The organism is Rhizobium sp. R634 (genome assembly GCF_002211305.1).
In the GTDB taxonomy this organism is placed as follows: Bacteria; Pseudomonadota; Alphaproteobacteria; order Rhizobiales; family Rhizobiaceae; genus Rhizobium.
Map to the genome: position 1 here is coordinate 239039 of NZ_LOKW01000026.1, position 26343 is coordinate 265381.

At 62.0% G+C, this 26343-nt stretch carries 24 protein-coding genes; 14 read left to right on the forward strand and 10 right to left on the reverse strand.

Annotation, left to right across the window (positions count from 1 at the left end):
* Positions 1–10: 10 nt before the first annotated feature.
* The 5 genes from sufD to ATY77_RS26545 all read right to left on the reverse strand — a co-directional run bounded on the left by sufD (position 11) and on the right by ATY77_RS26545 (position 5352).
* Complete coding sequence (gene sufD / locus ATY77_RS26525; protein ID WP_088689509.1) at positions 11–1285, reverse strand: Fe-S cluster assembly protein SufD; 1275 nt, start codon at positions 1283–1285, stop codon at positions 11–13.
* Between the two features lie 25 nt (positions 1286–1310).
* Positions 1311–2066, reverse strand: a complete 756-nt coding sequence (gene sufC, locus ATY77_RS26530; RefSeq protein WP_088689510.1) for a Fe-S cluster assembly ATPase SufC — start codon at positions 2064–2066, stop codon at positions 1311–1313.
* Positions 2067–2170: 104 nt separating this feature from the next.
* On the reverse strand, positions 2171–2512 hold the full coding sequence (locus ATY77_RS26535) for a GIY-YIG nuclease family protein (protein ID WP_088689511.1): 342 nt from the start codon (positions 2510–2512) through the stop codon (positions 2171–2173).
* A 59-nt stretch (positions 2513–2571) separates the two neighbouring features.
* Positions 2572–4041 (reverse strand): Fe-S cluster assembly protein SufB, encoded by a 1470-nt coding sequence (gene sufB / locus ATY77_RS26540; RefSeq protein WP_088674276.1) that lies wholly within the window; start codon positions 4039–4041, stop codon positions 2572–2574.
* A gap of 144 nt (positions 4042–4185) precedes the next feature.
* Complete coding sequence (locus ATY77_RS26545) at positions 4186–5352, reverse strand: cysteine desulfurase family protein (protein WP_088689512.1); 1167 nt, start codon at positions 5350–5352, stop codon at positions 4186–4188.
* Between the two features lie 218 nt (positions 5353–5570).
* On the opposite strand from ATY77_RS26545, the gene ATY77_RS26550 reads away from it, so the two are divergent.
* Together ATY77_RS26550 and ATY77_RS26555 are read left to right on the forward strand one after the other, a co-directional pair.
* Positions 5571–6248 (forward strand): alpha/beta hydrolase, encoded by a 678-nt coding sequence (locus tag ATY77_RS26550; protein WP_088674274.1) that lies wholly within the window; start codon positions 5571–5573, stop codon positions 6246–6248.
* A gap of 142 nt (positions 6249–6390) precedes the next feature.
* Complete coding sequence (locus ATY77_RS26555; RefSeq protein WP_088689513.1) at positions 6391–7557, forward strand: acyltransferase; 1167 nt, start codon at positions 6391–6393, stop codon at positions 7555–7557.
* A 36-nt stretch (positions 7558–7593) separates the two neighbouring features.
* Here ATY77_RS26555 and ATY77_RS26560 read toward each other — a convergent pair whose 3' ends face one another.
* Entirely contained in the window at positions 7594–8712 is a 1119-nt protein-coding gene (locus ATY77_RS26560; protein WP_088689514.1) for an anhydro-N-acetylmuramic acid kinase, read from the reverse strand.
* A gap of 128 nt (positions 8713–8840) precedes the next feature.
* Between ATY77_RS26560 and tyrS the strand changes: the two genes are divergently transcribed.
* Positions 8841–10097, forward strand: coding sequence for a tyrosine--tRNA ligase (tyrS, locus tag ATY77_RS26565; RefSeq protein WP_088689515.1), 1257 nt, complete (start codon positions 8841–8843; stop codon positions 10095–10097).
* Positions 10098–10174: 77 nt separating this feature from the next.
* Here tyrS and ATY77_RS26570 read toward each other — a convergent pair whose 3' ends face one another.
* The gene (locus ATY77_RS26570; RefSeq protein ID WP_088689516.1) at positions 10175–10459 is read right to left on the reverse strand and encodes a hypothetical protein; all 285 of its coding nucleotides are present in this window, start codon (positions 10457–10459) and stop codon (positions 10175–10177) included.
* A 173-nt stretch (positions 10460–10632) separates the two neighbouring features.
* Here ATY77_RS26570 and ATY77_RS26575 point away from each other — a divergent pair, with 173 nt between their 5' ends.
* Positions 10633–12294, forward strand: coding sequence for an alpha-amylase family protein (locus tag ATY77_RS26575; protein ID WP_088689517.1), 1662 nt, complete (start codon positions 10633–10635; stop codon positions 12292–12294).
* A gap of 112 nt (positions 12295–12406) precedes the next feature.
* On the opposite strand, the gene ATY77_RS26580 is transcribed toward ATY77_RS26575, so the two are convergent.
* Positions 12407–15805: a DUF3971 domain-containing protein gene (locus ATY77_RS26580; protein WP_088689518.1), complete on the reverse strand. Its 3399-nt coding sequence runs from the start codon at positions 15803–15805 to the stop codon at positions 12407–12409.
* 125 nt (positions 15806–15930) lie between these two features.
* Here ATY77_RS26580 and ATY77_RS26585 point away from each other — a divergent pair, with 125 nt between their 5' ends.
* The 5 genes from ATY77_RS26585 to ATY77_RS26605 all read left to right on the forward strand — a co-directional run bounded on the left by ATY77_RS26585 (position 15931) and on the right by ATY77_RS26605 (position 20747).
* Complete coding sequence (locus ATY77_RS26585; protein WP_088674267.1) at positions 15931–16404, forward strand: peroxiredoxin; 474 nt, start codon at positions 15931–15933, stop codon at positions 16402–16404.
* Positions 16401–17228 (forward strand): ferritin-like domain-containing protein, encoded by an 828-nt coding sequence (locus ATY77_RS26590; protein ID WP_088674266.1) that lies wholly within the window; start codon positions 16401–16403, stop codon positions 17226–17228. The genes ATY77_RS26585 and ATY77_RS26590 overlap by 4 nt, the downstream gene beginning before the upstream one ends.
* A 105-nt stretch (positions 17229–17333) precedes the next feature.
* On the forward strand, positions 17334–18659 hold the full coding sequence (locus tag ATY77_RS26595) for a M23 family metallopeptidase (RefSeq protein WP_088689519.1): 1326 nt from the start codon (positions 17334–17336) through the stop codon (positions 18657–18659).
* Positions 18660–18816: 157 nt separating this feature from the next.
* Positions 18817–20316: a DEAD/DEAH box helicase gene (locus ATY77_RS26600; RefSeq protein ID WP_088689520.1), complete on the forward strand. Its 1500-nt coding sequence runs from the start codon at positions 18817–18819 to the stop codon at positions 20314–20316.
* A gap of 8 nt (positions 20317–20324) precedes the next feature.
* The gene (locus tag ATY77_RS26605) at positions 20325–20747 is read left to right on the forward strand and encodes an NUDIX domain-containing protein (protein ID WP_088689521.1); all 423 of its coding nucleotides are present in this window, start codon (positions 20325–20327) and stop codon (positions 20745–20747) included.
* On the opposite strand, the gene ATY77_RS26610 is transcribed toward ATY77_RS26605, so the two are convergent.
* Together ATY77_RS26610 and ATY77_RS26615 are read right to left on the reverse strand one after the other, a co-directional pair.
* The gene (locus ATY77_RS26610) at positions 20744–21064 is read right to left on the reverse strand and encodes a TfoX/Sxy family protein (RefSeq protein WP_088689522.1); all 321 of its coding nucleotides are present in this window, start codon (positions 21062–21064) and stop codon (positions 20744–20746) included. The two genes, ATY77_RS26605 and ATY77_RS26610, sit on opposite strands and share 4 nt — an antisense overlap.
* A gap of 32 nt (positions 21065–21096) precedes the next feature.
* On the reverse strand, positions 21097–21591 hold the full coding sequence (locus ATY77_RS26615; protein WP_088674261.1) for a flavin reductase: 495 nt from the start codon (positions 21589–21591) through the stop codon (positions 21097–21099).
* 252 nt (positions 21592–21843) lie between these two features.
* Here ATY77_RS26615 and ATY77_RS26620 point away from each other — a divergent pair, with 252 nt between their 5' ends.
* The 5 genes from ATY77_RS26620 (at position 21844) to purB (ending at position 26333) form a co-directional block, all read left to right on the forward strand.
* Positions 21844–22926 (forward strand): ABC transporter substrate-binding protein, encoded by a 1083-nt coding sequence (locus ATY77_RS26620; protein WP_088689523.1) that lies wholly within the window; start codon positions 21844–21846, stop codon positions 22924–22926.
* A gap of 63 nt (positions 22927–22989) precedes the next feature.
* Positions 22990–23667, forward strand: coding sequence for a ribulose-phosphate 3-epimerase (rpe, locus tag ATY77_RS26625; protein WP_088689524.1), 678 nt, complete (start codon positions 22990–22992; stop codon positions 23665–23667).
* On the forward strand, positions 23664–24389 hold the full coding sequence (locus ATY77_RS26630) for a DUF2259 domain-containing protein (protein ID WP_088689525.1): 726 nt from the start codon (positions 23664–23666) through the stop codon (positions 24387–24389). The genes rpe and ATY77_RS26630 overlap by 4 nt, the downstream gene beginning before the upstream one ends.
* Positions 24390–24403: 14 nt before the next feature.
* Entirely contained in the window at positions 24404–24901 is a 498-nt protein-coding gene (locus ATY77_RS26635) for a hypothetical protein (RefSeq protein WP_088689526.1), read from the forward strand.
* Between the two features lie 124 nt (positions 24902–25025).
* Positions 25026–26333, forward strand: coding sequence for an adenylosuccinate lyase (gene purB / locus ATY77_RS26640; protein WP_088689527.1), 1308 nt, complete (start codon positions 25026–25028; stop codon positions 26331–26333).
* Positions 26334–26343 lie beyond the last annotated feature (10 nt).

Sequence of the window (26343 nt, forward strand, 5' to 3'; positions counted from 1 at the left end):
GGATATCCGATCAGGCGTGCTTTTCGAGCCAGGCCGAGATCACGCTTTCCAGCGCTTCGACCAGGGCCTCGTCTTCCAGTTCCTCGACGATCTCGGCGACGAAGGCATTGACGAGCATGGCGCGTGCCTTGTTCTCCGGAATGCCGCGCGCCATCAGGTAATAGAGATGATTGGCGTCGATATCGGTCACCGTCGCGCCGTGGCCGCACTGCACGTCGTCGGCGAAGATCTCGAGCTCCGGCTTGACCGAAAACTCGGCATCATCGGACATCAGCAGCGTGTTGCAGGCCATCTTCGCATCGGTCTTCTGCGCATCGGGCGCGACCCGGATCATGCCCTGGAAAACACCTTTGGCGCGGTCGAAGACGACGTTGCGGATCACTTCCGTCGAGCCGGTGTGCGGCACGTCGTGGCCGAGCACCATCGTCACGTCGGTATGGGTCTCTGCTCCGAGCAGATTGATGCCGCGCAGCGTCAGATCGGCGCCCTCGCCCGTCACCTTGATGTGCAGCTCCTGGCGCACCAGCTTGCCGCCGGCATTGATGACGAACAGGCGAAGCTTGGCATTGGCGCCGAGATCGACGCGGATCTGGCCGAGATGCGTATCGTCGGCTCCCTGCTGCTGCAGGATGATCCAGGTCAGCTCAGCCCCCTCGCCGACGGTGATGTCACTGATGTGAGATACGAAAGCGGCATCGCCGGTCACCGCGCGGTGACGCTCGATGGCGGTTGCCTTGACACCGGCCCCGAAGGAAACCGGGAGGCGCGTATGCGTCTGGCCGCCGGCATGGACGAACTGGATTTCAAGCGGGGCTTCGAGCTCGGTATCGGCAGGCACGTCGACGACATAGCCGTCACGCACGAAGCTGCCGTTGATGCGGCCGATGGCATCGTCGCTGCCGAGCGCATCGAGGCTTTCTGCGGCAGAGCCGTTGAGCAGATGTTCGGAATAGGCCGAAACGCCGAGATCGCCGGCGATTGCCTTTTCATCGGAACGACCCTGGATGACGGCCAGAACCGTGGAACCGGCAACAAGCGGCTCGAGCGCGCTGGAGCCGGCATCACCGGCCTGCGCCGGCAGGCTGCGCAGCAGGTTCTTCAGGTCGGTATAGTGCCAGGCTTCGATGCGCCGCGTCGGCAGGCCGGCCTGCTTCAGGTCATCCAGAAGCCGGTCGCGCAGTGCGGTCACCGCGCCATTGCCCGGCAGGTCGCCGATCTGATGGTTGAAGGCCTCGATCAGCGCCGCTTCGGCCGCGGTCAGGCGGCTCGTCGTCTGCATGTTCATGGACGTCGTCCTTTCCGCCCGAAACTCAGGCTGCCGCGCCGATGATATCGGCGTAGCCATTGGCTTCCAGCTCATGGGCCAGCGTCTTGTCGCCCGACTTGATCACCTGGCCCTTGTAGAGAACGTGGACCGTGTCAGGCACGATATAATCGAGCAGGCGCTGATAGTGGGTGATGACGACGACGGCGCGGTCGGGCGAACGCAGCGCGTTGACGCCATCGGCAACGATCTTCAGCGCATCGATATCGAGGCCGGAATCGGTTTCGTCGAGCACGCAGAGCTTCGGCTCGAGCAGCGCCATCTGCAGGATCTCGGCGCGCTTCTTCTCGCCGCCGGAGAAACCGACGTTGAGCGGACGCTTCAGCATCTCGGTGTTGATCTGCAGCTTAGCCGCGGCATCCTTGACGCGGCGCATGAAGTCCGGCGTCGTCAGCTCGTCCTCGCCGCGCGCCTTGCGCTGCTCGTTCATCGCCACCTTGAGGAACTGCATGGTGGCGACACCCGGGATCTCGACCGGATACTGGAAGGCGAGGAAGACGCCCTTGGCGGCGCGTTCGGCCGGATCGAGCTCGAGGATGCTCTCGCCATTGTAGAGAATGTCACCCTCGGTGACTTCATAGTCGCTGCGGCCGGACAGCACATAGGAGAGCGTCGACTTGCCGGAGCCGTTCGGCCCCATGATCGCGGCCACTTCCCCGGCCTTCACCGTCAGGTTCAGACCACGGATAATCTCGGTGCCGTCTTCGGCGATGCGGGCATGAAGGTTTCTGATTTCAAGCATCTTTGTCTTTCCTCTTATCCGGCGGATTTCAAGGACCCGCCCAATTGACCGTTCGCAGCGGTCTCGATCCGTCATCCTCGGGCTTGTCCCGAGGATCTAAGCCCTCAGTTGTAATCGCTCCACTCCCGCGTATTCGGATGCGGCCGATAGACATTCTCAATTTCATCAATCCGCTCGTAGAGGTCTATCCAGGTCGGATTGAGCTCCTCTATGAGCTTGATTTTCCACTCGCGCATATAGCGCTTCAGAGATTTCTCCCGCTGGATCGCCAACACGATATTCGGATGGTTCTCAAACCAAACGAGATTTTTTGCTCTGTATTTCTGCGTGAAACCCTTCTGGATTTCGTTGCGGTGTTCCCATATGCGACTGTGCAGGTCACTGGTGACGCCTGTGTAGATCACACCCCGCGGTTTATCGGACATCATATAGACGAAACCAGTCATCCTTGTCCTTTGACCGCAGCAGATCCTCGGGACAAGCCCGAGGATGACGGAGGCCGTGTTTAGCCGACACTCCCTTCCAGCGAAATGCTGATCAGCTTCTGCGCCTCGACGGCAAACTCCATCGGCAGTTCCTGCAGAACTTCCTTGACAAAGCCGTTGACGATGAGCGCGATCGCCGCCTCGGTCGGGATGCCGCGCTGCAGGCAGTAGAACAGCTGGTCCTCGGAGATCTTCGAGGTCGTCGCTTCGTGCTCGAACTGCGCCGTCGAATTCTTCGCCTCGATGTAGGGTACGGTATGGGCGCCGCATTTGTCGCCGATCAGCAGCGAATCGCACTGGGTGAAGTTGCGTGCGTTCGACGCCTTGCGGTGAGCCGAGACCTGGCCGCGATAGGTGTTGTTGGAAACACCGGCAGCGATACCCTTGGAGACGATGCGGCTCGACGTGTTCTTGCCGAGATGGATCATCTTGGTGCCGCTGTCGATCTGCTGATGGCCGTTGGACACGGCGATCGAATAGAACTCGCCTCTGGAGTCGTCGCCGCGCAGAATGCAGGACGGGTACTTCCAGGTGATCGCCGAGCCGGTTTCGACCTGCGTCCAGGAGATCTTCGAGCGGTTGCCGCGGCAATCGCCGCGCTTGGTGACGAAGTTGTAGATGCCGCCCTTGCCTTCCTTGTCGCCCGGATACCAGTTCTGGACGGTGGAATACTTGATCTCGGCATCATCGAGCGCAACCAACTCGACCACGGCGGCATGAAGCTGGTTTTCGTCGCGCTGCGGCGCCGTGCAGCCTTCGAGATAGGAGACGTAGGCGCCCTCTTCAGCGATGATCAGCGTGCGCTCGAACTGGCCCGTGTTCTTCTCATTAATGCGGAAATAGGTGGAAAGCTCCATCGGGCAACGCACGCCCTTCGGCACGAAGACGAAGGAGCCGTCGGTGAAGACAGCCGAATTCAGCGTGGCATAATAATTGTCCGAGGTCGGCACGACCGAGCCGAGATATTTCCGGACGAGATCGGGATATTCACGGATCGCTTCCGAGATCGACATGAAGATCACGCCGGCCTTCTTCAGCTCCGCCTTGAAGGTAGTGACGACCGAGACGCTGTCGAAAACGGCATCGACGGCGATCTTCGGCTTCTCGACGCCGGCCAGGATTTCCTGTTCGCGCAGCGGAATGCCGAGCTTCTCATAGACCTTCAACAGTTCCGGATCGACCTCGTCGAGCGACTTCGGGCCCGGCGTGCTCTTCGGCGCGGCGTAGTAATGGATGTCGTTGAAATCGATCTTCGGATAATTGACGCGCGCCCAGGTCGGCTCTTCCAGCGTCAGCCAGCGCCGATAGGCCTCCAGACGCCATTCCAGCATCCATTCCGGCTCCTGCTTCTTGGCCGAAATAAAACGAATGATATCCTCGGACAGGCCCTTCGGCGCCTTGTCCATCTCGATGACGGTCTCGAAACCGTATTTGTACTGGTCCACATCGATCAGGCGGACCTGGTCGATCGTTTCCTGCACGGCAGCCATTTCGTTCTCCAATCTCGCCGGATACAAGGTCCGGCAGCTTGTAGCGGACGGGCAAATTCCTTTGCCCTGATGTAGGTGGCCAAAAGGGACTTTTCAGCCCGATTGGCAAGCGGAAATTTGCATTTCCGCAAGTTTATGATGCGGTCAGGCCGCCTCGCCCGCGGACCTGCGCCGGCAGGCGATCTTCGCAAAAGCGGCAATGGCCCTGTCTATATCCTCTTCCGTTGTGGAAAAGCCGAGCGAGATGCGCAGTGCGCCGAGCTTGGCGTCGCGTCCCATCGCCGTCAGCACATGGCTTTCGCCGAGCCGTCCCGACGAGCAGGCCGAACCGGCCGAAAGCGCCACACCTTCGAGATCGAAAGCGATCTGCCCGGTCTCGGCCTTCAATCCCGGCAGAGTAAAGAAGATCGTATTGGCGACACGCTCGCCATCCTCGCCATGGATGATCACGTCGCTAGCATGCCCCCGCATGCCGGTTTCCAGCCGTTCGCGCAACGCGCCGATTGCCGCATTGCGCGTCTCCAGTTCGCCCGCGGCCGTCTCTGCCGCCGCGCCGAAGCCGATCAGCGCCAGTGAATTCTGCGTCCCCGAGCGGTGACCGCGCTCCTGCCCGCCGCCCTGTATCAGCGGCCGCGGCATCAGCGCCTCGCCTCGCGCTATCAGCGCACCGGCGCCCTTCGGCCCGCCGATCTTGTGCGAGGAGACGATCATGAAATCGGCGCCGATCCTGTTGATGTCGAGCGCGATTCGGCCGGCCGCCTGCACGGCGTCGACCACGAAGAGCCCGCCATGGGCATGCACGATCTTTGCCGCCGCCTCGACCGGCTGGACGATGCCCGTTTCGTTGTTGACGAGCATGATGGCGACCATCGGCAGGCCGGCGGCCTTGTCATGGGCAGCAAGCAGGCGGTCAAGCGCGTCGAGATCGACGATACCGGCTTCCGTCACCGGAATTTCGGTCATCTTCTCCTTGGGGAAGCGGCCGCCCTCGCGCACGGCTGGATGTTCGATCGCCGAAAAATAAAGACGGCCAAGCTGAAGCGGCGTACGGCCCATGCGAAAATCCGGCGTCAGCACCAGATTGGCGGCTTCCGTCGCACCGCTGGTGAAAATGACATTGCCGGCATCCGTGCCGGCCAGTGCCGCCACCTTGCGTCGCGCGCCCTCGATGGCGGCGCGCGCGGCGCGCCCCTCTCCATGCACGCTGTTCGGATTGCCAAACACGTCGATGGCGCGCATGATCGCCTCGCGCGCTGCGGGGTGCAGCGGCGCTGTGGCATTCCAGTCGAGATAAAGGCGTGGCGGCGCCATGATCTTCAGTCCTGCGCTTGACGAGCTTGCTTCAGCGGCCGCGGTTCATTTTTCTTGAAATTTCCGCCGGGCTTGCCTTATGACACGTTCCACGAAGCCGTGGATCGCCATGCAAGTTTCGAATTGTTCTAAACTGCGTTTTAAAAAAGCTGACAACACGAGTCAAGTCATGTTGTCGTCCGACGCAGCGCGAACGCGAAATAAAACCCGGAGTACCAATGCCCGAAGTTATTTTCAACGGCCCTGCCGGCCGTCTTGAAGGCCGCTACCAGCCCTCCAAGGAAAAAAGCGCGCCCATAGCGCTCATCCTGCATCCGCATCCGCAGTTCGGCGGCACGATGAACAACCAAATCGTCTACCAGCTCTTCTATATGTTCCAGAAGCGCGGGTTCACGACGCTGCGCTTCAACTTCCGGGGCATCGGCCGCAGCCAGGGCGAATTCGACCACGGCGCCGGCGAACTGTCCGATGCTGCCTCGGCACTCGACTGGGTGCAGAGCCTGCATCCCGATTCCAAGACCTGCTGGGTCGCCGGTTATTCCTTCGGCGCCTGGATCGGCATGCAGCTTCTGATGCGCCGGCCGGAGATCGAAGGCTTCATGTCGATCGCACCGCAGCCGAACACCTACGACTTCTCCTTCCTGGCACCCTGCCCGTCCTCGGGCCTGATCATCAACGGCGAGGCCGACAAGGTCGCGCCGGAAAAGGATGTCAACGGCCTTGTCGAGAAGCTGAAGACCCAGAAGGGCATCCTCATCACCCATCGCACCGTCTCCAACGCCAACCACTTCTTCAACGGTCAGGTGGAAACGCTGATGGGCGAATGCGAGGACTATCTCGACCGCCGCCTCAACGGCGAGCTGGTGCCGGAACCGGCGGCCAAGCGTATCCGCTAAACCACAAGGCGAACGCAGCGTCTCCTGCAGAGCGTTCCAGCCCAACCGGGCCTCTTGTGCCGAAACAGATCACTTACCGTGTTGCAATATATATTGCAGTGCGGTAGGTTCCTCGCGATCCAAACAGAAGCGAGGTCCGCAAATGACCAAGTCGTTCGGGGAAGTCCTGGATAAGTATAAGGGAATCGGTCCGGGGTTTGATTTTCTTCGAATAGGGCTCGCCTTTTCTATCGTATTGACCCATTCGTTTTTGCTGACCGGGAATGATGACTTCATCAGAGGGTCGGTATTCTGGTTCACCGAATACGCTCTTGTTCCGATGTTCTTCGCATTGAGCGGATTCCTGATCGCCGGCAGCGCGCAACGCCTGAGCCTGCGGAACTTCCTGATCAATCGCGGATTGCGCATCGTCCCGGCCCTTGCCGTCGATATCGTCGTCTGTTCGCTGATCATCGGGCCGATCGTCACGGTCGTCTACCACGCCGACTATTTTACCGATCCGCGGTTTTTCAAATATTTCCTGAACATCGTCGGCTGGATCCATTACGAGCTGCCGGGCGTCTTCCAGGATAATCCGAGCCAGCGCGTCAACGGCGCTCTGTGGACGGTTCCCTGGGAGATCTTCTGCTACATCATCATGTCGTTCCTGATGATCACCGCGATCGTCAAGACGCGCTATAAGCTGCTCGCCGTGCTGATCGCTTATATTTTCATCGGCCTTGTCGTGCAGAAGATGCCATATCTGTTCCCAGGTTCGATCAAGCCGGTCGCCCGCTTCCTCTTCATGAGCCGCGGCTCGCAGCTGATAACGGCATTCCTGATGGGCATCGCCGTCTTTCAGTTCAGGGCGGTCATTCCGCATTCCCGCTGGCTATTCGCCGCCGCCTGCCTCGTCTGCCTAGTCGCCATCTTCACTCTCGACGGCCGGGCGACGGAGTCGGTGATCAACCGGCCCATCGTCATCAGCGCCCTCGTCTATATGACTGTTTTCATCGGCCTGTCGGAAGTTCCGATCCCCGCCTTCTTCAGGAAAGGCGATTATTCCTACGGCGTCTATCTCTACCATGACCCGTTCCTGCAGATCTGGATCAGCGCCTTCCCGTCGGTCTTCCTGTTTCCGAAATATGGTGCGCTGGCGCTCTATGCCGTCGGCCTGCCATCGGCGCTCGCGGTCGCGGTACTGTCCTGGCACTTCATCGAGAAACCGATCCTCGGGCTTCGCAAGAAGTTCTCGTTCATCGCCCAGGTCAGGGGCGTCGAGGACGGCAATCAGGGCGGAAGAGTCCGGCCGATCGCGGTCAAGAGTTAGACCTCTCCGGCTGTGTCTCAGTAGCCGTTTCAGCAGTTATGGCTTTGCCAGCACTCCGCCGCTGACTGGGGCGCTGACGCCGGTCGTACCGGGAAACGTCAGCGGCAGTCCGTCCAGCGATCGGACGGCGAGATAAGCCCAGGCCTCGGCCTCCATCGCGTCGCCGTCGAATCCCGCCTCCTCGGCGGTCAGCACGCGCGATCCCAGCTCTTCGGCCATGGCTGAAAACTCCGCCATCAGCGTGCGGTTCAACCGCCCGCCGCCGCAGACGATATAGATTGATGGGCTCTCGGGCAGGAAACCCGCCGATTTGATGATCGAGGCGGCCGCGACATGCGCGAGCGTCCGGGCGCCGTCTTCAAGGCTCGCCTCCGCCTGACGAAGCGGTGCAAAATCGCCGCGGTCGAGCGAGCGGCGAATATTGCCGCGGAAGAACGGGCTTTCCAGATAGCGCTCCGCGATCGCGGCGACGACCTTGCCGCGACCGCCGATTTCTCCGCCGGGATCGAAGGTTTTGCCGGTCTGCATCTCCACCCATTGGTCGATCAGCGTATTGCCCGGCCCGCTGTCGAAAGCCGATATGCGGCCGTCCGCGCCGATGAAGGTCAGATTGGAGATGCCGCCGATATTGACGAAGCACACCGCTTGTCCGGCCTGCTGGAGTTTTCCCGCAAGCGCTGCGTGATATGCCGGCACCAGCGGCGCGCCTTGCCCGCCATGCACCATGTCGTTGGCGCGCATGTCGTAGACCACCGATATGCCGGTTCGGCGCGCCAATTCCTGGCCGTCGCCGATCTGGATCGTCAGTCCCTCGTCGGGCCGGTGAAGCACGGTCTGGCCATGGAAGCCCAAAACATCGACGGCATCGGCGGAGAGCCCGAAATGCTTCAGAAATGCCGTAACGGCATCTGCATGACGTAAAGTCAGTTCAAGTTCGATCTCGCGCAGCTCGGCCGGCCGTTCGTTTCGATCGGTCAGCGGACGAGCCAGTTCCAGCGCCCGCTTGAGCCGGTCGCGAAAAGCCGCGTCGTAAGGCACGCCCAGGAACAGCCCGCGTTCGATGAAGCCGCGGCCGTCGGTTCTGATCAGCGCGACGTCGATTCCGTCCATCGACGTGCCGCTCATCAGCCCGATCGCAGTCCTGATGACATCCATGAGGCTTGCCTCCCATGCGATTCCCGGATGCACTTTCGTAAAAACAGTGCTAAACGCGCCGCGACAGATCAACAACAACGAAGTTGCGCCAACCCACGGGGCCGCGCAGACACCAAGAGACGAAAGCCATGTCCGAGTTCAAGTCCGATTTCCTCCGCACGCTGAAAGAGCGCGGCTTCATTCATCAGATCTCTGATGAAAGCGGCCTCGACGACCTCTTCGCCAAGGAAACCGTGACGGCCTATATCGGCTACGACCCGACGGCATCGAGCCTCCACGTCGGTCATCTCACCCAGATCATGATGCTGCACTGGCTGCAGGCGACGGGCCACCGCCCGATTTCGCTGATGGGCGGCGGCACCGGCATGGTTGGCGACCCCTCATTCAAGGAGGAAGCGCGCAAGCTGATGACTGTCGAGACGATCGAGCAGAATATCGCCTCGATCAAGAGCTGCTTTTCGAATTATCTCGATTACGAAAAGCCCGGCAATGCCGCGCTGATGATCAACAATGCCGAATGGCTGCGTTCGTTGAACTACCTCGAGTTCCTGCGCGACGTCGGCCGTCATTTCTCGGTCAACCGCATGTTGTCCTTCGACAGCGTGAAGACGCGCCTTGACCGCGAACAGTCCCTGTCCTTCCTGGAATTCAACTACATGATCCTCCAGGCCTACGATTTCGTCGAGCTTGCCAAGCGCTACGATTGCCGTCTGCAGATGGGCGGTTCGGACCAATGGGGCAACATCGTCAACGGCATCGATCTCGGTCACCGCATGGGGACGCCGCAGCTTTATGCGCTCACCTCGCCGCTGCTGACGACCTCGTCCGGCGCCAAGATGGGCAAGTCGGCGTCCGGCGCGGTCTGGCTGAATGCCGACCTGCTGCCCGTCTATGACTTTTGGCAATATTGGCGCAACACCGAGGACGCCGATGTGCCGCGCTTCCTCAAGCTCTTCACCACGCTGCCGATGGACGAAATCGCACGGCTTTCGGCAATCGGCGGCTCGGAGCTGAACGAGGTCAAGAAGATCCTGGCGACCGAGGTCACCGCGATCCTGCACGGCCGCCCGGCCGCCGAGCAGGCCGCGGAAACGGCGCGCAAGACCTTCGAGGAAGGTGGTCTTTCTGAAAACCTGCCTTCGGTCGAGATCCCGGCCACGGAACTGGACGGCGGCATCGGCCTGCTCTCGCTGATGGTCCGCGCCGGTCTGGCAGGCTCGAACGGCGAAGCCCGCCGCCATGTCCAGGGCGGCGCCGTGCGCATCAACGACCAGGCGGTCAGCGATGAGCGCCGCCTGATCGGTAGCGGCGAAATTACCGCCGATGGCGTCATCAAGCTCTCGCTCGGCAAGAAGAAACACATCCTGATCCGCCGCGCGGCCTAAGAACGCCGCAGCAAGCCGGAACTCACCAACGCGCCGCTCCCACCCGGGGTGGCGCGTTGGCGCGACCAGCCAAGCAATCACTGCGCTCCCCGCTGATATGTCAGATCGTTTCGCTGGTCTTCGCGCAGCAGGCGGCTCGGGGGATCGATGCCCGGCGCGGGTGTTACCCGTGACCACCAGCTGATTGAGAAGATCGGCGCGGTAACCGTCGCGTCGAGGGGAACCATCAGCATGTGGTCGGAGCGGATGACCTCGGGCGATTTCAGCCGACCAACCTTGTCAGCCGAATAGGAAGCCTGGTGACCGATTGCGACGGCGATCACGGTGGCCGATGCGAAAGAGACTGTCCGGGCGCACAGCATGGCATTCTCCGCCGGCCTTTAATTCAGGCCGAAACTCTACCTTACATCAGGATACGCTAAAACGTTCCGGCGTCGATGACGAAATTGTCGACGTGGTTGTCAGACGCGTGCCGCCTTCTCGGAACCTTTTCCGCCTGTTGGGATTTGCGACCAGATGGATTTGGAGTGCAGGCATGATCAACGACCTCTGGTATAAGAACGCCGTCATCTACTGCCTGTCGGTGGAGACCTTCATGGACGCCAACGGCGACGGCGTCGGCGACTTCCAGGGTCTGATGCGCCGTCTCGACTATCTCTCCGGCCTTGGTATCACGGCGATCTGGCTCATGCCGTTCCAGGCTTCACCCGGTCGCGACGACGGTTACGACGTCTCCGATTATTACAACGTCGACCCGCGTTACGGCACGCTCGGCGATTTCGTCGAATTTACCCATGGTGCCAAGCAGCGCGGCATCCGAGTGCTGATCGATCTGGTTATCAACCACACATCGAAGGACCATCCATGGTTTCAGGACGCCAAAAGCGACCCGCACTCGCGCTACCGCGACTGGTACGTCTGGTCGGAGAAAAAACCTGCCAACGCGGATCAGGGCATGGTCTTCCCCGGGGTGCAGAAGACCACCTGGACCTATGACGAGAAGGCCAAAGCCTATTATTTCCACCGCTTCTACGATCACCAGCCCGATCTCAACACTTCCAATCCCGAGGTGCAGGCGGAAATCCTGAAGATCATGGGCTTCTGGATCCAGCTCGGCGTCTCGGGCTTCCGCATGGATGCCGCGCCCTTCATCATTGCGACCAAAGGCGCCGATGTGACCAAACCGGTCGAGCAGTTCGACATGCTGAGGAAATTCCGCGAATTCCTGCAATGGCGCCTGGGCGATTCCATCATCCTGGCGGAGGCCAATATCCTGCCGAAGGATAATTTCGAATATTTCGGCGACGATGGCGACCGCATGCAGATGATGTTCAACTTCCAGGTCAATCAGACGCTGTTCTATGCTCTCGCGACGGCCGATACGCGACCTTTGAAGAAGGCGATGGAGGCCACCAAGCCGCGCCCGGCGACAGCGCAGTGGGGCCTCTTCCTTCGCAACCACGATGAACTGGATCTCGGCCGCCTGACGGACAAGCAGCGCGACGCGGTCTTTGCTGCATTCGGACCCGAGAAGGACATGCAGCTTTATGACAGGGGCATCCGACGGCGCCTGGCGCCCATGCTCGGCGGCGACCGCCGCAAGATCGAAATGGCCTACAGCCTGCTGTTTTCGCTGCCCGGAACGCCGGTCATCCGCTACGGCGATGAAATCGGCATGGGCGATGATCTGTGCCTGCCGGAGCGCAACTGCGCACGCACCCCCATGCAATGGTCGACAGAGCCGGAAGGCGGCTTCACCAAAAGTGAGAAGCCCATTTCGCCGGTCATCAAAGACGGTCCCTACGGCTTCGAACATGTCAACGTCGCCGTCCAGCGGCGCGACCCGAACTCGCTGCTGAACTGGACGGAGCGGATGATCCGGATGCGCAAGGAGGCTCCCGAGATCGGCTGGGGCGATTTCTCAGCGGTCGACACGGGCAACGACGGCGTGCTGGCGCTGCGTTATGACTGGCGCGGCAATTCGGTGCTGATTTTGCACAACCTGCATCCGCATCCGGCGGAAGTGACCCTCGATCCCGATATCGGTGAACACGGACGGCTTCTGATCGATATCGCCGACAGCGCGAGCAGCGAGGCGGACGAGAAAGGCCGTCATACCGTCGTACTGGACGCCTACGGCTACCGCTGGTATCGGGTCGGCGGCCTCGACTATCTCCTCAGGCGGAAGGATATCTAAAGCGTGTCGCGCAAAAGTGTGGTTTTGCCATAACGACACGCGTAAAAACAAAGACTTGAAGCACGGCGAGCGAATCTGAAAGATCGTGACGTGCTTTAGATCGCGTCCTGCCTCACTGGAATTCGAAGATCTGACGGAACACGCCCGGCGCGATGATCGACAGCGGATTGATCTGCAGGTTCGGCTGGTCGAACTTTCCGGTCAGCTTGAAGGTGATGCCGATCAGGCCGCGGTCGCTGCCGTTGCCGAGGATGACGCCGATCAGCGGCAGTTCGGCGAACAGGCGATTGAGGCCGTAGGCCGGCATGAAGGTGCCGGTCATGTCCATGTTGCCCTTGCGGTCGCGCACGATACCCTGGAATGTTGCGCCGATCTGGTCGCCGCGCAGCACACCGTTTTCGATGCCGATCATCCCGCCGCGCGAGACGATGCGGGCAAAGGCGCGCTGGAAGCGCTGTGATGACGTATCGATATCGCGTTTTACCGCTTCGTTGAGGCTTCGCTGCTCATTCCCGACGGGCGTCGAGACGATCGAACGCAGGCGTTGTTCGTTGACGATCGAGAAACGGCGCACGTCGAGCGAGCCGTCCCAGCCTCCCTGCGCTCCGAGCCGGATCGCGAGATTGAGAAGGCCGCCCTGCATGTGCTGGTAGAGATCGGCAAAACGCGAGACTGCGCCCGCATCGCCGCTGGTGATGTTGATGACGCCGCCGTCCTTCATCTGGCTGACCACGGCCTCGCCGCTGTCCGTGATGGCGGAAAAATTCAGGGCCTGCAGCTTGTCGCCGTGCAGTGACACCTGCGCCTGGAAATTGCCGACCTTCTCATCGTTGAAGCCGATGACATTCTTCAGCTTGGCGCGCACCGATACGGGAGTGTTGTCGCCATCGCCATCTTCCTCGCTGTCCGAGCCTGATTTCAAGCGTGCAATGACCGGGCGCGCATCGGCGCTGTCGCCGGATACGGAGACATCGAAATTGCCCTTGCTGCGTTTGACCGACAGCGCGAAATCGTCGAGCGAGGAAAGCCTGACGCTGTCGAAATCCGCGGAGATCAAGCCGGTCTTGCCGACGTTCAGCGATCCGCTGGCGCCGAAACCGTCACCCTTCAGCCGGAAATTCTTGATCTCGGTGTTCTCGGCCGGGCCGGACATCTCGAATTCGGCGGAGGCGGAAATGCCGCCGCCTTTCGACCAGCCGATCCAGGGCAGATCGAGCATCGATTTGGTGAGGTCGAGCTGAACGTTCTGCCGGTCGTCGTCAACACGCGTCAGCACCATCTTCAGATTGCCCCTGACGATATCGGAAAGTCCGGGCATCACCTTGCTGCGCTGGTCGTCGGAAAGCGTCGCCGTGATCACGCGCTGCCGCTCGACGCCGGAGGACGCCTCGACCGGCTCGGTCAGCTCGATATTGGCGGGGATGCCGTCGATCTCGCCTTTGGCGTCAAGTGTGATCGCCTTCGGATCGCCGTTCAGCACGCCGCTGACATTGCTGATCGTGCGGCCGGAAAACGGCTTGGCAAGATCGACGTCGGCGAGCTTCATGACCGCCTTCCATTCGGCCGGCGGCGGGTTTTGCGAGGACAGCAGCCCGAAATGCGCCTTCACGTTGGCGTCGATGTGCCCCTTGAAATCGTCGGGCGTAAAACCGGCGCGCTGCAGCACCCGGATCGGCTTGTAGGTCAGGAGTTCGCCGATGGCGTCCGCCGCGCCCGATACCGCAAGATCGATATCGGCCATCAGCGGCTTGTCGTAGGCCGAAGGTATGACGAAGGTCCCCTGCCCGAGACCGACGGACCGGCCGGAAGGGAAATAGGACTTGCCGCTCTTGATAGAGACCGTCGCGACGGGGCCTGTCAGGTCGAAATGCGCCGCCGTGTCGCGCACCGGCGGAATGTCGCCGGCGACATTCATGCGCGTCCCCGCAATGTCGAAGCCGATGCGGATCTGGTTGGCGTCGAGCTTCAGCCCCTTGCCGCCGGCTGCCTCGTCCAGCCTGCCGAAGGGAATGAAGACCGAGATGGACGCGTCGGTGACGGTGCCGCCGAAGAGATTGCCGTGTACCCAGGTGCGTACCTTCGGCGCCATCCAGAATGGCCATAGCTGCTTGATAGCCGTCGTCTGCAATTGTGACGACTGGCCGGCGAAGCTGATCTGCGGGGACTTGTCGCCGAGCTTTATATCGAGCGATCCGTAAAGCGCTCCGAGCGGGCTGGAGACGGTCATGTTCGCAAACTGGAATTCCCGGGCGGCGACCATGTAGCGCCCGGTCGCCTGGATGTCGAAGGAGAGCGGCTGTTCGCCGGATCCGCCGGGTGCTGCCGTGCCGCCGCTGACGAGCAGGTCGATGCCGAAGCCTTTGCCGGCCTGCGGGTCGAGCTTGTCAAGATCGATGAGTGCGCCGTTGATGGGAAGGGTGGTCGCGCCGAACTGCGCGTTCGATTTGGCGATCTCGATCGTCTGCTTGGTGAAGTCATAGACGAGGTTGATTTGCCCGCCCGACAGTTCCTGGGCATCGCCGTCCGCATAGATCAGGCCGGGGTCGATGTCGATCGTCGCCGCGAGCGCCGGCTGCACGCCATCGCGCGCCCTGCTGGCCGACACGGTCAGGTCGGCAAAACCGTTGAGCCCTTGCCGTATCGCTCCCTGATCGTTGCGTTTGAGCGTAAAGGGCGTGAGGTCGGCATGTTTCAGCGTCGCCACCACCTTCGACACATGGCCGTCCTCTTTCTCGGCCAGCACGTCGAGTTCCGCCACCTCGCCGTTGAGCGCAACCTCTCCCGTCAATTGCAGCGAGGTCGGGCCGGCATGGGCAAAGACGACATTGTCGACGACGAGCGAGAGCGGGCCGTTGGCGGTGTCGGCGAGCTTGATGTCGATGCCCGAGATGCGCACGGAACTCGTCGAACCGCGCGTCACGATGCTGTCGAACATGTCGAATTGCGAGAAGATCCTCTCCATCGCCGCCGGCATGGCGTCGATGCGCAGATCATCGAGCTTGACGGGGTTGCCGGAGGGCAGAAGCGCGGTATCGAGGGCGATATCCTCGGCCTCGATATCCGTGACGGCGATGCGGCCCCGGAAAAGCTGCAGCGGATCGAGCCCCAGCCGCACGGAACCCGTCGTCGATACGTGCTGGCCGCTCTGCTGGTCGATCATGTTGACGTCGCGCGCTTCGAGCGCCAGCCGAAGGCCCGAGGTGAAGCGGATGACGGTGGAGCCGACCTCGGCGCGGTAGCGCGGCCCGGCCGCGCCGTTCAGCGCCGCCTGCGCCTGCTGCGACAGCGGTTTGTCGAACATGCCGCTTTCAACGGTAAAGACGATGGCCGCGAGAATGAGGAGAATCAGTCCGAGAAATATTGACGTCAGCTTTACCGTGCGCCGCATCGGCGAGCGCGGCGGCGGGCAATGGACGATGATCGGATCCTCGGCCTGGGCGGACGGCAAGCGGTCCAGCGCAACGATATCCTTCTTGCGAAACGTGACCTTTTCGCCGCGGATGGCTGACATGCGCCCTCGGGCTCTCCCTTGAATTGAAGAATTGAACCCGGCCATGCTGGACGGGTTTCCGTCCAATATATAATTCGGGGAGAGAGTGTGTCATCCACAAACCCGGCAAAAGAAAGGTTTTCATAATGGCGGTTCCCGGCATCGGTGCCCTGGCCCCTGATTTCAACCTCCCCCGCGACGGCGGCGGTCGCGTTTCGCTTGCCGATTTCCACGGCAAGCCGCTCGTGTTGTTCTTCTATCCCAAGGACGACACCACGGGCTGCACGGCCGAATCACTGGCTTTCACGGCACTCGCGCCCGAATTCGAGGCGGTGGGAGCTGCCGTCATCGGCATGTCGCCCGATTCGGCCGCCTGCCATGACAGGTTCATCAAGAAACACCGTCTTTCGGTGGCGCTCGCCTCGGACGAGGAAAAGACCACGCTGCAGGCCTATGGCGTCTGGAAGGAAAAGAGCATGTACGGCCGTAATTTCATGGGCGTCGAGCGCACCACCTTCCTCATCCGCCAGGACGGCACGATCGCCACCATCTGGCAGAAGGTGAAGGTGCAGGGCCATGCCGAGACCGTGCTCGAGGCGGTGAGGAACCTCGCCGCGTGACCGGAGACCTTGCGATAACCTCGCTGCGCGGCGGTGCGATCGATGCCATCCGCGCCGCCGATCTCGACCGCAAGACGGCGCTTGCGCAGGAAAGCGCCACCCGCTGGTTCGCCCGCCGGGTGTCGCTGCGCTCGCCGCTCGACGCCGCCTTGCCGGAACGGCCGGGCCGGCCGGAAAAACCGGTGCTGACGCCGCCGACCCAGGTAGAGAAGCGCTCGCTGCATACGCTGAAAGGGCGGATCGCCCTGCTCCACGCCATCGCTCATATCGAGCTCAACGCCGTCGATCTGGCGCTCGATATCGTCGCGCGATTCGCCAGCGAACAGGTGCCCAATTCCTTTTTCGACGGCTGGATGCAGGTTGCCTTCGAGGAGGCGAAGCATTTCCGCATGGTGCGCGCCCGCCTCAACGACCTCGGCGCCGATTACGGCGATCTTCCCGCCCATGACGGGCTTTGGCAGGCCGCCCACTCCACCCGCAACGATCTGACGGCAAGGCTTGCCGTCGTGCCGCTGATTCTCGAAGCCCGCGGCCTCGATGTGACGCCGTCGCTGCAGGCCAAGATGCGCGAGACCGGCGATCTCGAAAGTGCCGCGGTCCTCGACGTCATCTACAACGACGAGAAAGGCCATGTCGCCGTCGGCGCCAAATGGTTCCGCTTCCTCTGTGCGCGCGAAAAGCGCGATCCGGCAAAGGCCTTCCAGGAGTTGGTGCGCGCCAATTTTCGCGGCCCTCTGAAGCCGCCTTTCAACGATCTCGCCCGCGCCGAAGCCGGATTGACCCCATCCTTCTACCGCTCGCTGGCATCGATCAGCCACGCCTGAAACCATTGCCAATTTCGACACGGACGGCGAGAAAGAAAGCATTCATTAACCATAAGCGTGTCTAATTTCCGAAAGAGGCGTAGAGCATCAATCGGGAGAGCCTGCGTGAACAGCGGACATCAGCACCGGGTATTCGGCAAGCGGGCGCAGGAACACATCCTCATTCTGGCGAGCGGCGACAAGGTCCGCCACATGACGGTCAAGCCCTGGATGGGGGCGCTGGCCTTCTGCTTCGTCGGGGTCTTTTCGATCGGCTATCTCCTGGCGACCTCCTATCTCGTGCTGCGCGACGACCTGATCGGCGCAACCATGGCCCGCCAGGCCCGTATGCAGCACGATTATGAAGACCGCATCGCCGCCCTTCGCGCCCAGGTCGACCGCATCACCTCCCGCCAGCTTCTCGACCAGCAGGTGGTGGAAGACAAGGTGGACAAACTGATGGAGCAGCAGATGGCGCTCACCTCGCGCCACGGCAAGCTCGACAACCTGCTCGACCGCGCTGAAAGCTCGGGCCTGACGGATAAGGACGTCGCCCCATCCGCGCCGTCTTCGCCCGTCCAGTCCTATGCCCCCGCCATCAAGGACAAACGCGCTTCGCTTGACCGCGGCGGCATCGAGGCGATCGAGAAGCAACTGGCAAGCGGCGCACCGGCCGACGCCACGCCCGACAATACGACGCTTGCCTACGTGCCGGCCACCGAGACTGTGGGGGATCGCGCCGACCGCGTCTTCTCCAAAGTGACGCTGTCGCTGAAGGATGTCGAACAGGATCAGCGCAACCGCGTCGAGCAGCTGACGAGCGACGCCGGCACTGCCGCAAATGCCATCGAGGGCGTGCTGACCCGCTTCAAGATCCCGGTTCCGGAAGAAGCCGCCGCCAAGCGGGACGACGATGACAGCGCTGTCGGCGGCCCCTATATCGAGCCGGAGAGCAATGACGACTTCAACAATTCGTTGGCCGCTCTCGATGGCGCCCTGACAAGGCTCGAAGCCGTGCGCAGCACGGCCGAATCCCTGCCCTTCCGCAATCCCGCCATCGGCAAGGAAGTGACCAGCCCCTTCGGCAACCGGCGCGATCCCTTCCTCGGCCGCCTGGCGCTTCATTCCGGCGTCGATTTCCGCTTTTCCCCGGGCGAAAAGATCCGTCCGACGGCACCCGGCAAGGTGATCTCCGCCGGCTGGACCGGCGGTTACGGCAACATGGTCGAGATCGACCACGGCAACGGCATATCGACGCGCTATGGGCATATGTCCGAGGTGCTGGTCAAGGTCGGCGAGACGGTCGACCGCAGCGATGTCATCGGCCTTGCCGGCAGCACCGGCCGTTCGACCGGCACGCATCTGCATTATGAAGTGCGCCAGAATGGCCGTGCTGTCGATCCAGTATATTTCATGAATGCCGGCCTCAAACTCGCCACCTATATCAAGTAATACCCGCCTGGTAACCAAAGCTTCACTCTGCACGGGGTGCGGCCTCTCTATTTCTTGACTTGCCGGCCATTCAGGGCTATGTCGCGCTGCATTGCGGCATGCAATCCCGCCGACTCGTTCAGAGTTCGGCCGAACCGGAACGGAAACAGTTTTCCCTTTGACGACATTTGCTGACCTTGGCTTGAGCCAAAAAGTGCTATCGGCTGTTGCCGACGCGGGCTATTCGATCCCCACGCCTATTCAGGCGGGCGCCATTCCTTTTGCGCTCGAGCGCCGTGATATTTGCGGCATCGCGCAGACCGGCACCGGCAAGACGGCATCCTTCGTTCTGCCGATGCTGTCGCTTCTGGAGAAGGGCCGCGCCCGCGCGCGCATGCCCCGTACGCTGATTCTCGAGCCGACGCGCGAACTCGCCGCCCAGGTCGCCGAGAATTTTGAGAAATACGGCAAGAACCACCGCCTCAACGTTGCCCTGCTGATCGGCGGCGTTTCCTTCGAGGACCAGGATCGCAAGCTCGAGCGCGGCGCCGACGTGCTGATCTGCACGCCGGGCCGCCTGCTCGATCATTTCGAGCGCGGCAAGCTCCTGATGAGCGGCGTCGAGATCCTCGTCATCGACGAGGCCGACCGCATGCTCGACATGGGCTTCATTCCCGATATCGAGCGCATCGCCAAGCTCATCCCCTTCACCCGCCAGACGCTGTTTTTCTCGGCCACCATGCCGCCGGAAATCCAGAAGCTTGCCGATCGCTTCCTGCAGAACCCGGAGCGCATCGAAGTGGCAAAGCCGGCCTCGGCCGCAAAGACCGTGACGCAGCGCTTCGTCGCCTCGCACAGCAAGGATTATGAGAAGCGCGCCGTTCTGCGTGAACTCGTCCGCGCCCAGACCGAACTCAAGAACGCCATCATCTTCTGCAACCGCAAGAAGGATGTCGCCGATCTGTTCCGGTCGCTCGAGCGCCACGGCTTCTCGGTCGGCGCCCTGCACGGCGACATGGACCAGCGTTCGCGCACGACGATGCTGCAGAATTTCCGTGACGGCAACCTGCAGCTTCTGGTCGCCTCCGATGTCGCTGCGCGCGGCCTCGACATTCCCGACGTCAGCCACGTCTTCAATTTCGACGTGCCGATCCATTCCGAAGATTACGTTCACCGTATCGGCCGCACCGGCCGCGCCGGCCGGTCGGGTGCCGCCTTCACCCTCGTCACCAAGCGCGACACGAAATTCGTCGACGCGATCGAGAAGCTGATCGGCGAAAATGTCGAATGGCTGAATGGCGACCTGAGCGCGCTGCCGCCGGTGGAAGAAGGCAAGGACAGCGACCGTCCGCGCCGCAACGGACGCGAACGCGGCGACAGGGATCGCGGACGCGGGCGCAGCAAACACGGTGTTGCGAGTCATAAATCTGACAACGACATACAGGATAATGACATCCAAGTGATCGCAGCAGCACCAGCAAAGGCCGAAGTCGTGAAAAACGAGCGCAAAGCAGAGCAGAAGCCGCAAAACAATGCGCGCAACAATCGGCCCTACCCGGCAAACGACGACAGCCGCGACCGCCGCCGCCATCGCGATCACGACGACGGCCCGACCCCGGTTGGCTTCGGCGATGATATCCCCGCCTTCATGCTGATCGCCGGCAGCGCCAAGGTCTGACAACAGCCATGGGCAGGCCCGGTGTCGATTTCCCGGGCCTCGGCGTCGGTCTGGTGATTATCAGAGACGACAGGATACTTCTCTACAAACGCGTGAACGCGCCTGAAGCCGGCTATTGGAACATCGTCGGCGGCAAGGTCGATCACATGGAGCCGGCTGAAAAGGCCGCTCGTCGCGAGGCGGAAGAAGAAACCGGCCTGACGATCGGCCGGATCGAGCGCATCGGCATGACCGAACAGATCATCGATGCTGACCGCCAGCACTGGATTTCCATCCTTTATCTCGCTCGCGACATCGAAGGCGAGCCGCAATTGACCGAGCCGGAGAAGCTTTCGGATTTCGGCTGGTTTCCGCTGAGCGATTTGCCCGAGCCGCTGTCCGCCTTCACCAAGGCGGCGATATCGGCCCTACCCTCAGCTGAACGCGCCTAGCTATCGGCGCGAAGCGACGCCTCGTAGGCCAGCTGCACCCATTTCGCCATCAGATCGGGATCGTCATAGGCCTCTTCGGGGATCGACCAGTAGGGCATTTTCACTGGCTTACCCTTCTTGCCCTCGTAGGTCCATTGCGTGGCGCCGGCGGCGGCAAATTCCGGGGCACTCTTCTCGTCTGCCTTCAGCAGCATCTCGTCGCGCACTTCGAGCGCGATGATGCGCCCGAGATGATAGATGCCCTTGCCGCCGAACATGCGCTTGATCGTGACCGGCCCGAGCCCCTGAAACATTTCCTCGATCCCGGCACTGTCCATTCTATACCCTCTCGAAAATCAGTCTACGCCGATCACAGCGTGTGATAGTCCCGGTTCATGTAAATGAGCGCCGGATGCTTCTCGCTGAAGCGGACGGCCGCGACTTCGCCGAAGATGACATTGTGCGTCGGCATTTCCTTGATGTCGGTCACCCGGCAGTCGAAGGCGGCAAGCGCATCGGCAAGGACCGGTGCGCCGGTGACGAGCGTGTCGAAACGGGCACTGGTGAAACGGTCGTCTTCGGCAAGCGCCGTGCGTCCGGAAAACGCATCGGCGACGCCCTGGTGATGGGCGCCGAGCGTGTTGAGCACGAAGATGCCGCTGCGAAAAAAGATCTCGTTCTTCGGATTGGTATTATTGAGGCAGATCAGCACGGAGGCCGGATTGTCCGAGACCGAGCAGGCGGCGGTGATGGTGACGCCCCGGCGCATGCCTTCCATCGCCGTCGTCACGAGCTGCACATGGCCGGCATAACGGCTCATGGCATCCCGATAAAGGCCGGGGTCGATATGCTGCCTGTTCAACACCTGCTTCTCCGTGCGCTCTTCTGCCGACTGCATACAATTACACAGCAGTGCAAAGTGCTGCAGCGTCCTTTGCGTCACCGAAAGGACGCCCTGCGCTGCAGTTCGACTTTCCATCGCGCCAATATGGCGAGCATGGGTTACCTTTTCTACAATAGGACCGGTGAAAAGCATGGAGTTACGCTTGTTTTTCTTTGACGATCGCGGCCTTGCGGATAAAAGGGCATGGACGATGGCTAGGGATCTCCGCCTTTCATGATCAACCTGCGTGGCATAGCAGCCTTTCTGACGCTGCTGGTAGCGGCGGCGCAAGGCCATGCGGCCGGCGTGACGATAGGCGTCGTCGCGCCTCAGGGCGGACCGCTTACCCTGCTCGGTGCACAGATCGCCGCCGGCGCCGGTTTCGAGATCCAGCAATCCGGAAATACCCTCGTCGCCATCAACGAACCCTGCGAGGACAATAGCGGTGCAGCGGTTGCCGATGCGCTGGTCAATGCCAAGGTGCAGGTTGCTGTCGGCTTTCTCTGCAGCGAAACGCTGGAAGGCGCGCTGCCGAAGCTGAAGGACGCCAATATTCCGGCCATCACCGTCTCCGTGCGCTCCCGCATCCTGATGGAGGATGCGCTGAAGAACGGCTGGCCGCTCTTCCGCCTCGCGCCCGCCGACGGCGCAGAAGCTGAGAAGATCATTGAGGTGATCCTGAAGGACTGGGCGGCCGATCCGATCGCGCTCATCGAGGACGGCACCATCCATGGCCGCGAGTTGACGGAAGCGGTGCGCAACGCGCTGGAGCAGAACGGCCTGAAGCCTGTCTTCACCGATACATATCGCCCGGGCCAGGAGCAGCAGATCGCTCTTGTCCGCCGCCTGAAACGGGCCGGCGCCACCAGGGTCTTCGTCGGCGGCGACCGCAACGACATCTCCGTCATCGCTCGGGACGCCAAGGCCGAGAACATCCCGCTCTCCATTCTCGGTGGTGACGCCATGCGCGCCGCCAACCAGCCGCTGCCCCTTGCCGACGGCGTGCGCGCCGTCACGCTGCCGGAATATGCGGCACTGCCGGAAGGCGCGGCCGCGGCCGAGGCCCTGCGTGCCAAAGGCGTCGAACCCGAAGGTTACGTCCTGCCGTCGCTGGCGGCCGCCCTCATTGCCGGCCAGGCGGCGGAAGCCGCCGCTGCCGCCGGCAAGCCGCTGCAGGAGACGCTTATCGGCACGACATTCCAGACGCCGGTCGGCGCCATCGGCTTCACCGGCGCGCATGAGCTTTCGCACAATCCCTACCGACTGCTCGAATGGCGAGGCAGCGGCTTTTTTCCACCTGCCGCGCCGACGCAATAAGCGCGCCGCGAGCCCTGAATTCGGGCGCCGCGGTTCTGGCGCCCTCCTACGGAGTGAGACCTGATGACGCTGCCCATTCGTATTGCCCCCTCGATCCTCGCGGCGGATTTCGCCAGGCTCGGCGAGGAGGTGCGCGACGTGACGGCCGCCGGCGCCGATTGGATCCATCTTGACGTCATGGACGGCCATTTCGTGCCGAACATCTCCTTCGGCCCCGATGTCATCAAGTCGCTGCGCCCCTATACATCAGCTACTTTCGACTGCCATCTGATGATTGCGCCGGTCGACGACTATCTCGAAGCTTTCGCCAAGGCAGGCTGTGACCGCATCACCGTTCATGCCGAATCCGGACCGCATCTGCACCGTTCGCTGCAGACCGTCCGCAATCTCGGCAAGAAAGTCGGGGTGACGATCAATCCGGCGACCCCGCTCAGTGCCATCGAAAACGTGCTCGACGATGTCGACCTCATCCTCATCATGTCGGTCAATCCCGGCTTCGGCGGACAGAAATTCATTCCGGCGATGACGGCCAAGATCGCCGCCGCGAAGTCACTGATCGGTGATCGTCCGATCGAACTCGAGGTCGATGGCGGCGTCACGGTGGAAACGGCGCCGGCAATCGCACGGGCCGGCGCCAACGTTCTCGTTGCCGGGTCGGCGATTTTCAAGGGCGATACGGTTGAGGATTATCGCAACACCGTCGCCGGTCTGCGTCAGGCAGCCGAAGGGGCACGAGCATGAAGAAGGGTCTGATCTTCGGCGGCATGCTTGCCGCCGCGCTTGCCGGCCTGCCCGGCACATCACTTGCCGGAGACATCGCCAGCATCCAGCCGATCGGCTTTTCCGCCGACGGCAAGGTCTTCGCATTTCAGGAATTCGGCATCGAGGAGGGTGCCAACACCCCCTACTCCAACACCTACTTCATCGATACCGAAAACGGTCAGTATCTTGAGGGCACGCCCTTCCGCACTGAGCTTACCGAAAAGGACGCCAATCTTTCCAAGGCGCGGCGGCAGAATCTCACGGCGGCGCGCAGCCAGATGGATAAGTACGATCTGCTGACCAATCCCGGCCTGATTGCCGCCTTCAATCCGCCGACCGAGCTCGGCTCTCCCTCGAAGACGCTGCGCTACACCACGCTCGCCGCCGACGGCCCGCCGAAATCGCCCTACACGCTTTCGCTCGCCGAAATGCCGGTGCCGACGCCGAAGGATTGCGCCGCGATCGACAAGCGCGTCATCGGTTTCAGCCTGCAGATGATCGAAAAGGAGGGCGCTCCGAACCGCCAGGCGGCGCGCCAGGCAACGGCAGTTCCGGCCGAGCGGGCATGTTCGGTGGAATACCGGATCGGCGGCGCGATGGTTTATCAGCCGGAAGGCGGAAACCAGGTTCACGTCGCCCTCGTCCTGGCCTTCGATGCGGAGAGGAACGGACGCTGGATCGCCGTCCCGGTTCATCCCTGAGCGTGGATGGAGGAATGGATAGCCGGGGGAACCGCCTGCGGGCCGCAAAGCCGCCCTACTCCGATCTGATAGCCGGCGCATTGCTGTGGGGCACGCAGATGCTGGCTTCATCCATGCTCGGCCTCTATCTCCGCAACGGCCTGCAGACGAGCCGGCTTGCCGAGGTCGCCACACTCTATTTTCTTGGCGGACTGCTCTCCTGGCCCTTCGCACTGCCGGTCGCCCGGTTCTTTGCCTATGACAGGCCGCCGGAAGCCCGGTTCGCCGCCTTCTTCGTCACGCTGACGGCGGCAACGGTCCTGATGACCGCCTTCCTCTTCGCCATGGAATACCGGTTCTTCTATTCGCGCTGGCACGCGCCTTTCGGCAGCATCGTCTGGGCCTTCCAGTTCGTTTTCACCAGCATCAGCGCCGTCTACCAGTTCCTGGTGATCGGCCTGCGCCTCTTTCTGCCGCTCGGCCTGGTCTGTCTTGTCGCCAGCAGCTATCATCTTGCCAAACGCATGCGTTGAGATTGCCGCCCGTCTTTGCTACAGGGGCGCTGAAGCAGTTCTCGGAAAAAGTGCCCACCGGTATTCCGTCCTGAATTGCGTGAAAACGAAACGCTCAAATCTCTTGAAGTGAAGGCAGCCGCCCATGATCCCGCGTTATTCCCGGCCCGAAATGGTCGCCATCTGGTCTCCCGAAACCAAGTTCCGCATCTGGTTCGAGATCGAGGCGCATGCCTGCGACGCGCTGGCCGAGCTCGGCGTCATCCCGAAATCGGCGGCCAGGACCATCTGGGAAAAAGGCGGAGCCGCCACCTTCGACGTTGCCCGCATCGACGAGATCGAGGCCGTCACCAAGCATGACGTGATCGCCTTCCTCACCCATCTCGCCGAAATCGTCGGCCCGGATGCGCGCTTCGTCCACCAGGGCATGACCTCGTCAGACGTGCTCGACACCTGCTTCAACGTTCAGTTGGTGCGCGCCACCGATATCCTGATTGCCGATCTCGACCGGCTGCTGGCGGCGCTGAAAACCCGCGCCTTCGAACACAAGGACACCGTCACCATCGGCCGTTCGCACGGCATCCACGCCGAGCCCACCACCTTCGGCGTCAAGCTGGCGCTCGCCTATGCCGAATTCGAGCGCTGCCGCCAGCGCCTCGTCGCCGCCCGCGAGGAAGTCGCGACCTGCGCCATCTCGGGCGCCGTCGGCACCTTCGCCAACATCGATCCCCGCGTCGAGGAACATGTCGCCGAAGCCCTCGGCCTGAAGGCCGAGCCGGTCTCGACCCAGGTCATCCCGCGCGACCGCCACGCCATGTATTTCGCCACCCTCGGCGTCGTCGCCTCGTCGATCGAGCGCCTCGCCACCGAGATCCGCCACCTGCAGCGCACCGAAGTTCTGGAAGCGGAGGAATATTTCTCCCCCGGCCAGAAGGGCTCCTCGGCCATGCCCCACAAGCGCAACCCGGTGCTGACCGAAAACCTGACCGGCCTCGCCCGCATGGTCCGCTCTTACGCCATGCCGGCCATGGAAAACGTCGCCCTCTGGCACGAGCGCGATATCTCCCACTCCTCCGTCGAACGCATGATCGGCCCCGACGCCACCGTCACCCTCGACTTCGCCTTGTCGCGCCTGGCCGGCGTCATCGAAAAACTGCTGGTCTATCCTGAGAACATGGAGAAGAACCTCAACAAATTCCGCGGCCTCGTCCACTCCCAGCGCGTCCTGCTGGCGCTGACCCAGGCCGGCACCTCCCGCGAGGACGCCTACCGGCTGGTACAGCGCAACGCCATGAAGGTCTGGGAACAGGGCAAGGACTTTTTGGAAGAGCTGTTGGCGGATGCGGAGGTCCGCGCTGCGCTATCCGAGGAGGATATTCGCGAGAAGTTCGACCTCGGCTATCATACCAAGCACGTTGATACGATTTTCCGGCGGGTGTTTGGGGCGGCGTGAGCCGACAAAA

What these genes read in the sequence shown, in the direction of transcription:
- ATY77_RS26545 (WP_088689512.1), bottom strand. Translation starts at nt 5,352, where the DNA reads ATGGCGCCGCCACGCCTTTATCTCGACTGGAATGCCACAGCGCCGCTG.
- sufB (WP_088674276.1), bottom strand. Translation starts at nt 4,041, where the DNA reads ATGGCTGCCGTGCAGGAAACGATCGACCAGGTCCGCCTGATCGATGTG.
- ATY77_RS26575 (WP_088689517.1), top strand. Translation starts at nt 10,633, where the DNA reads ATGATCAACGACCTCTGGTATAAGAACGCCGTCATCTACTGCCTGTCG.
- sufD (WP_088689509.1), bottom strand. Translation starts at nt 1,285, where the DNA reads ATGAACATGCAGACGACGAGCCGCCTGACCGCGGCCGAAGCGGCGCTG.
- ATY77_RS26555 (WP_088689513.1), top strand. Translation starts at nt 6,391, where the DNA reads ATGACCAAGTCGTTCGGGGAAGTCCTGGATAAGTATAAGGGAATCGGT.
- rpe (WP_088689524.1), top strand. Translation starts at nt 22,990, where the DNA reads ATGACGCTGCCCATTCGTATTGCCCCCTCGATCCTCGCGGCGGATTTC.
- ATY77_RS26550 (WP_088674274.1), top strand. Translation starts at nt 5,571, where the DNA reads ATGCCCGAAGTTATTTTCAACGGCCCTGCCGGCCGTCTTGAAGGCCGC.
- ATY77_RS26610 (WP_088689522.1), bottom strand. Translation starts at nt 21,064, where the DNA reads ATGGACAGTGCCGGGATCGAGGAAATGTTTCAGGGGCTCGGGCCGGTC.
- sufC (WP_088689510.1), bottom strand. Translation starts at nt 2,066, where the DNA reads ATGCTTGAAATCAGAAACCTTCATGCCCGCATCGCCGAAGACGGCACC.
- purB (WP_088689527.1), top strand. Translation starts at nt 25,026, where the DNA reads ATGATCCCGCGTTATTCCCGGCCCGAAATGGTCGCCATCTGGTCTCCC.
- ATY77_RS26630 (WP_088689525.1), top strand. Translation starts at nt 23,664, where the DNA reads ATGAAGAAGGGTCTGATCTTCGGCGGCATGCTTGCCGCCGCGCTTGCC.
- ATY77_RS26580 (WP_088689518.1), bottom strand. Translation starts at nt 15,805, where the DNA reads ATGTCAGCCATCCGCGGCGAAAAGGTCACGTTTCGCAAGAAGGATATC.
- ATY77_RS26585 (WP_088674267.1), top strand. Translation starts at nt 15,931, where the DNA reads ATGGCGGTTCCCGGCATCGGTGCCCTGGCCCCTGATTTCAACCTCCCC.
- ATY77_RS26635 (WP_088689526.1), top strand. Translation starts at nt 24,404, where the DNA reads ATGGATAGCCGGGGGAACCGCCTGCGGGCCGCAAAGCCGCCCTACTCC.
- ATY77_RS26570 (WP_088689516.1), bottom strand. Translation starts at nt 10,459, where the DNA reads ATGCTGTGCGCCCGGACAGTCTCTTTCGCATCGGCCACCGTGATCGCC.
- ATY77_RS26535 (WP_088689511.1), bottom strand. Translation starts at nt 2,512, where the DNA reads ATGACTGGTTTCGTCTATATGATGTCCGATAAACCGCGGGGTGTGATC.
- ATY77_RS26605 (WP_088689521.1), top strand. Translation starts at nt 20,325, where the DNA reads ATGGGCAGGCCCGGTGTCGATTTCCCGGGCCTCGGCGTCGGTCTGGTG.
- ATY77_RS26620 (WP_088689523.1), top strand. Translation starts at nt 21,844, where the DNA reads ATGATCAACCTGCGTGGCATAGCAGCCTTTCTGACGCTGCTGGTAGCG.
- ATY77_RS26560 (WP_088689514.1), bottom strand. Translation starts at nt 8,712, where the DNA reads ATGGATGTCATCAGGACTGCGATCGGGCTGATGAGCGGCACGTCGATG.
- tyrS (WP_088689515.1), top strand. Translation starts at nt 8,841, where the DNA reads ATGTCCGAGTTCAAGTCCGATTTCCTCCGCACGCTGAAAGAGCGCGGC.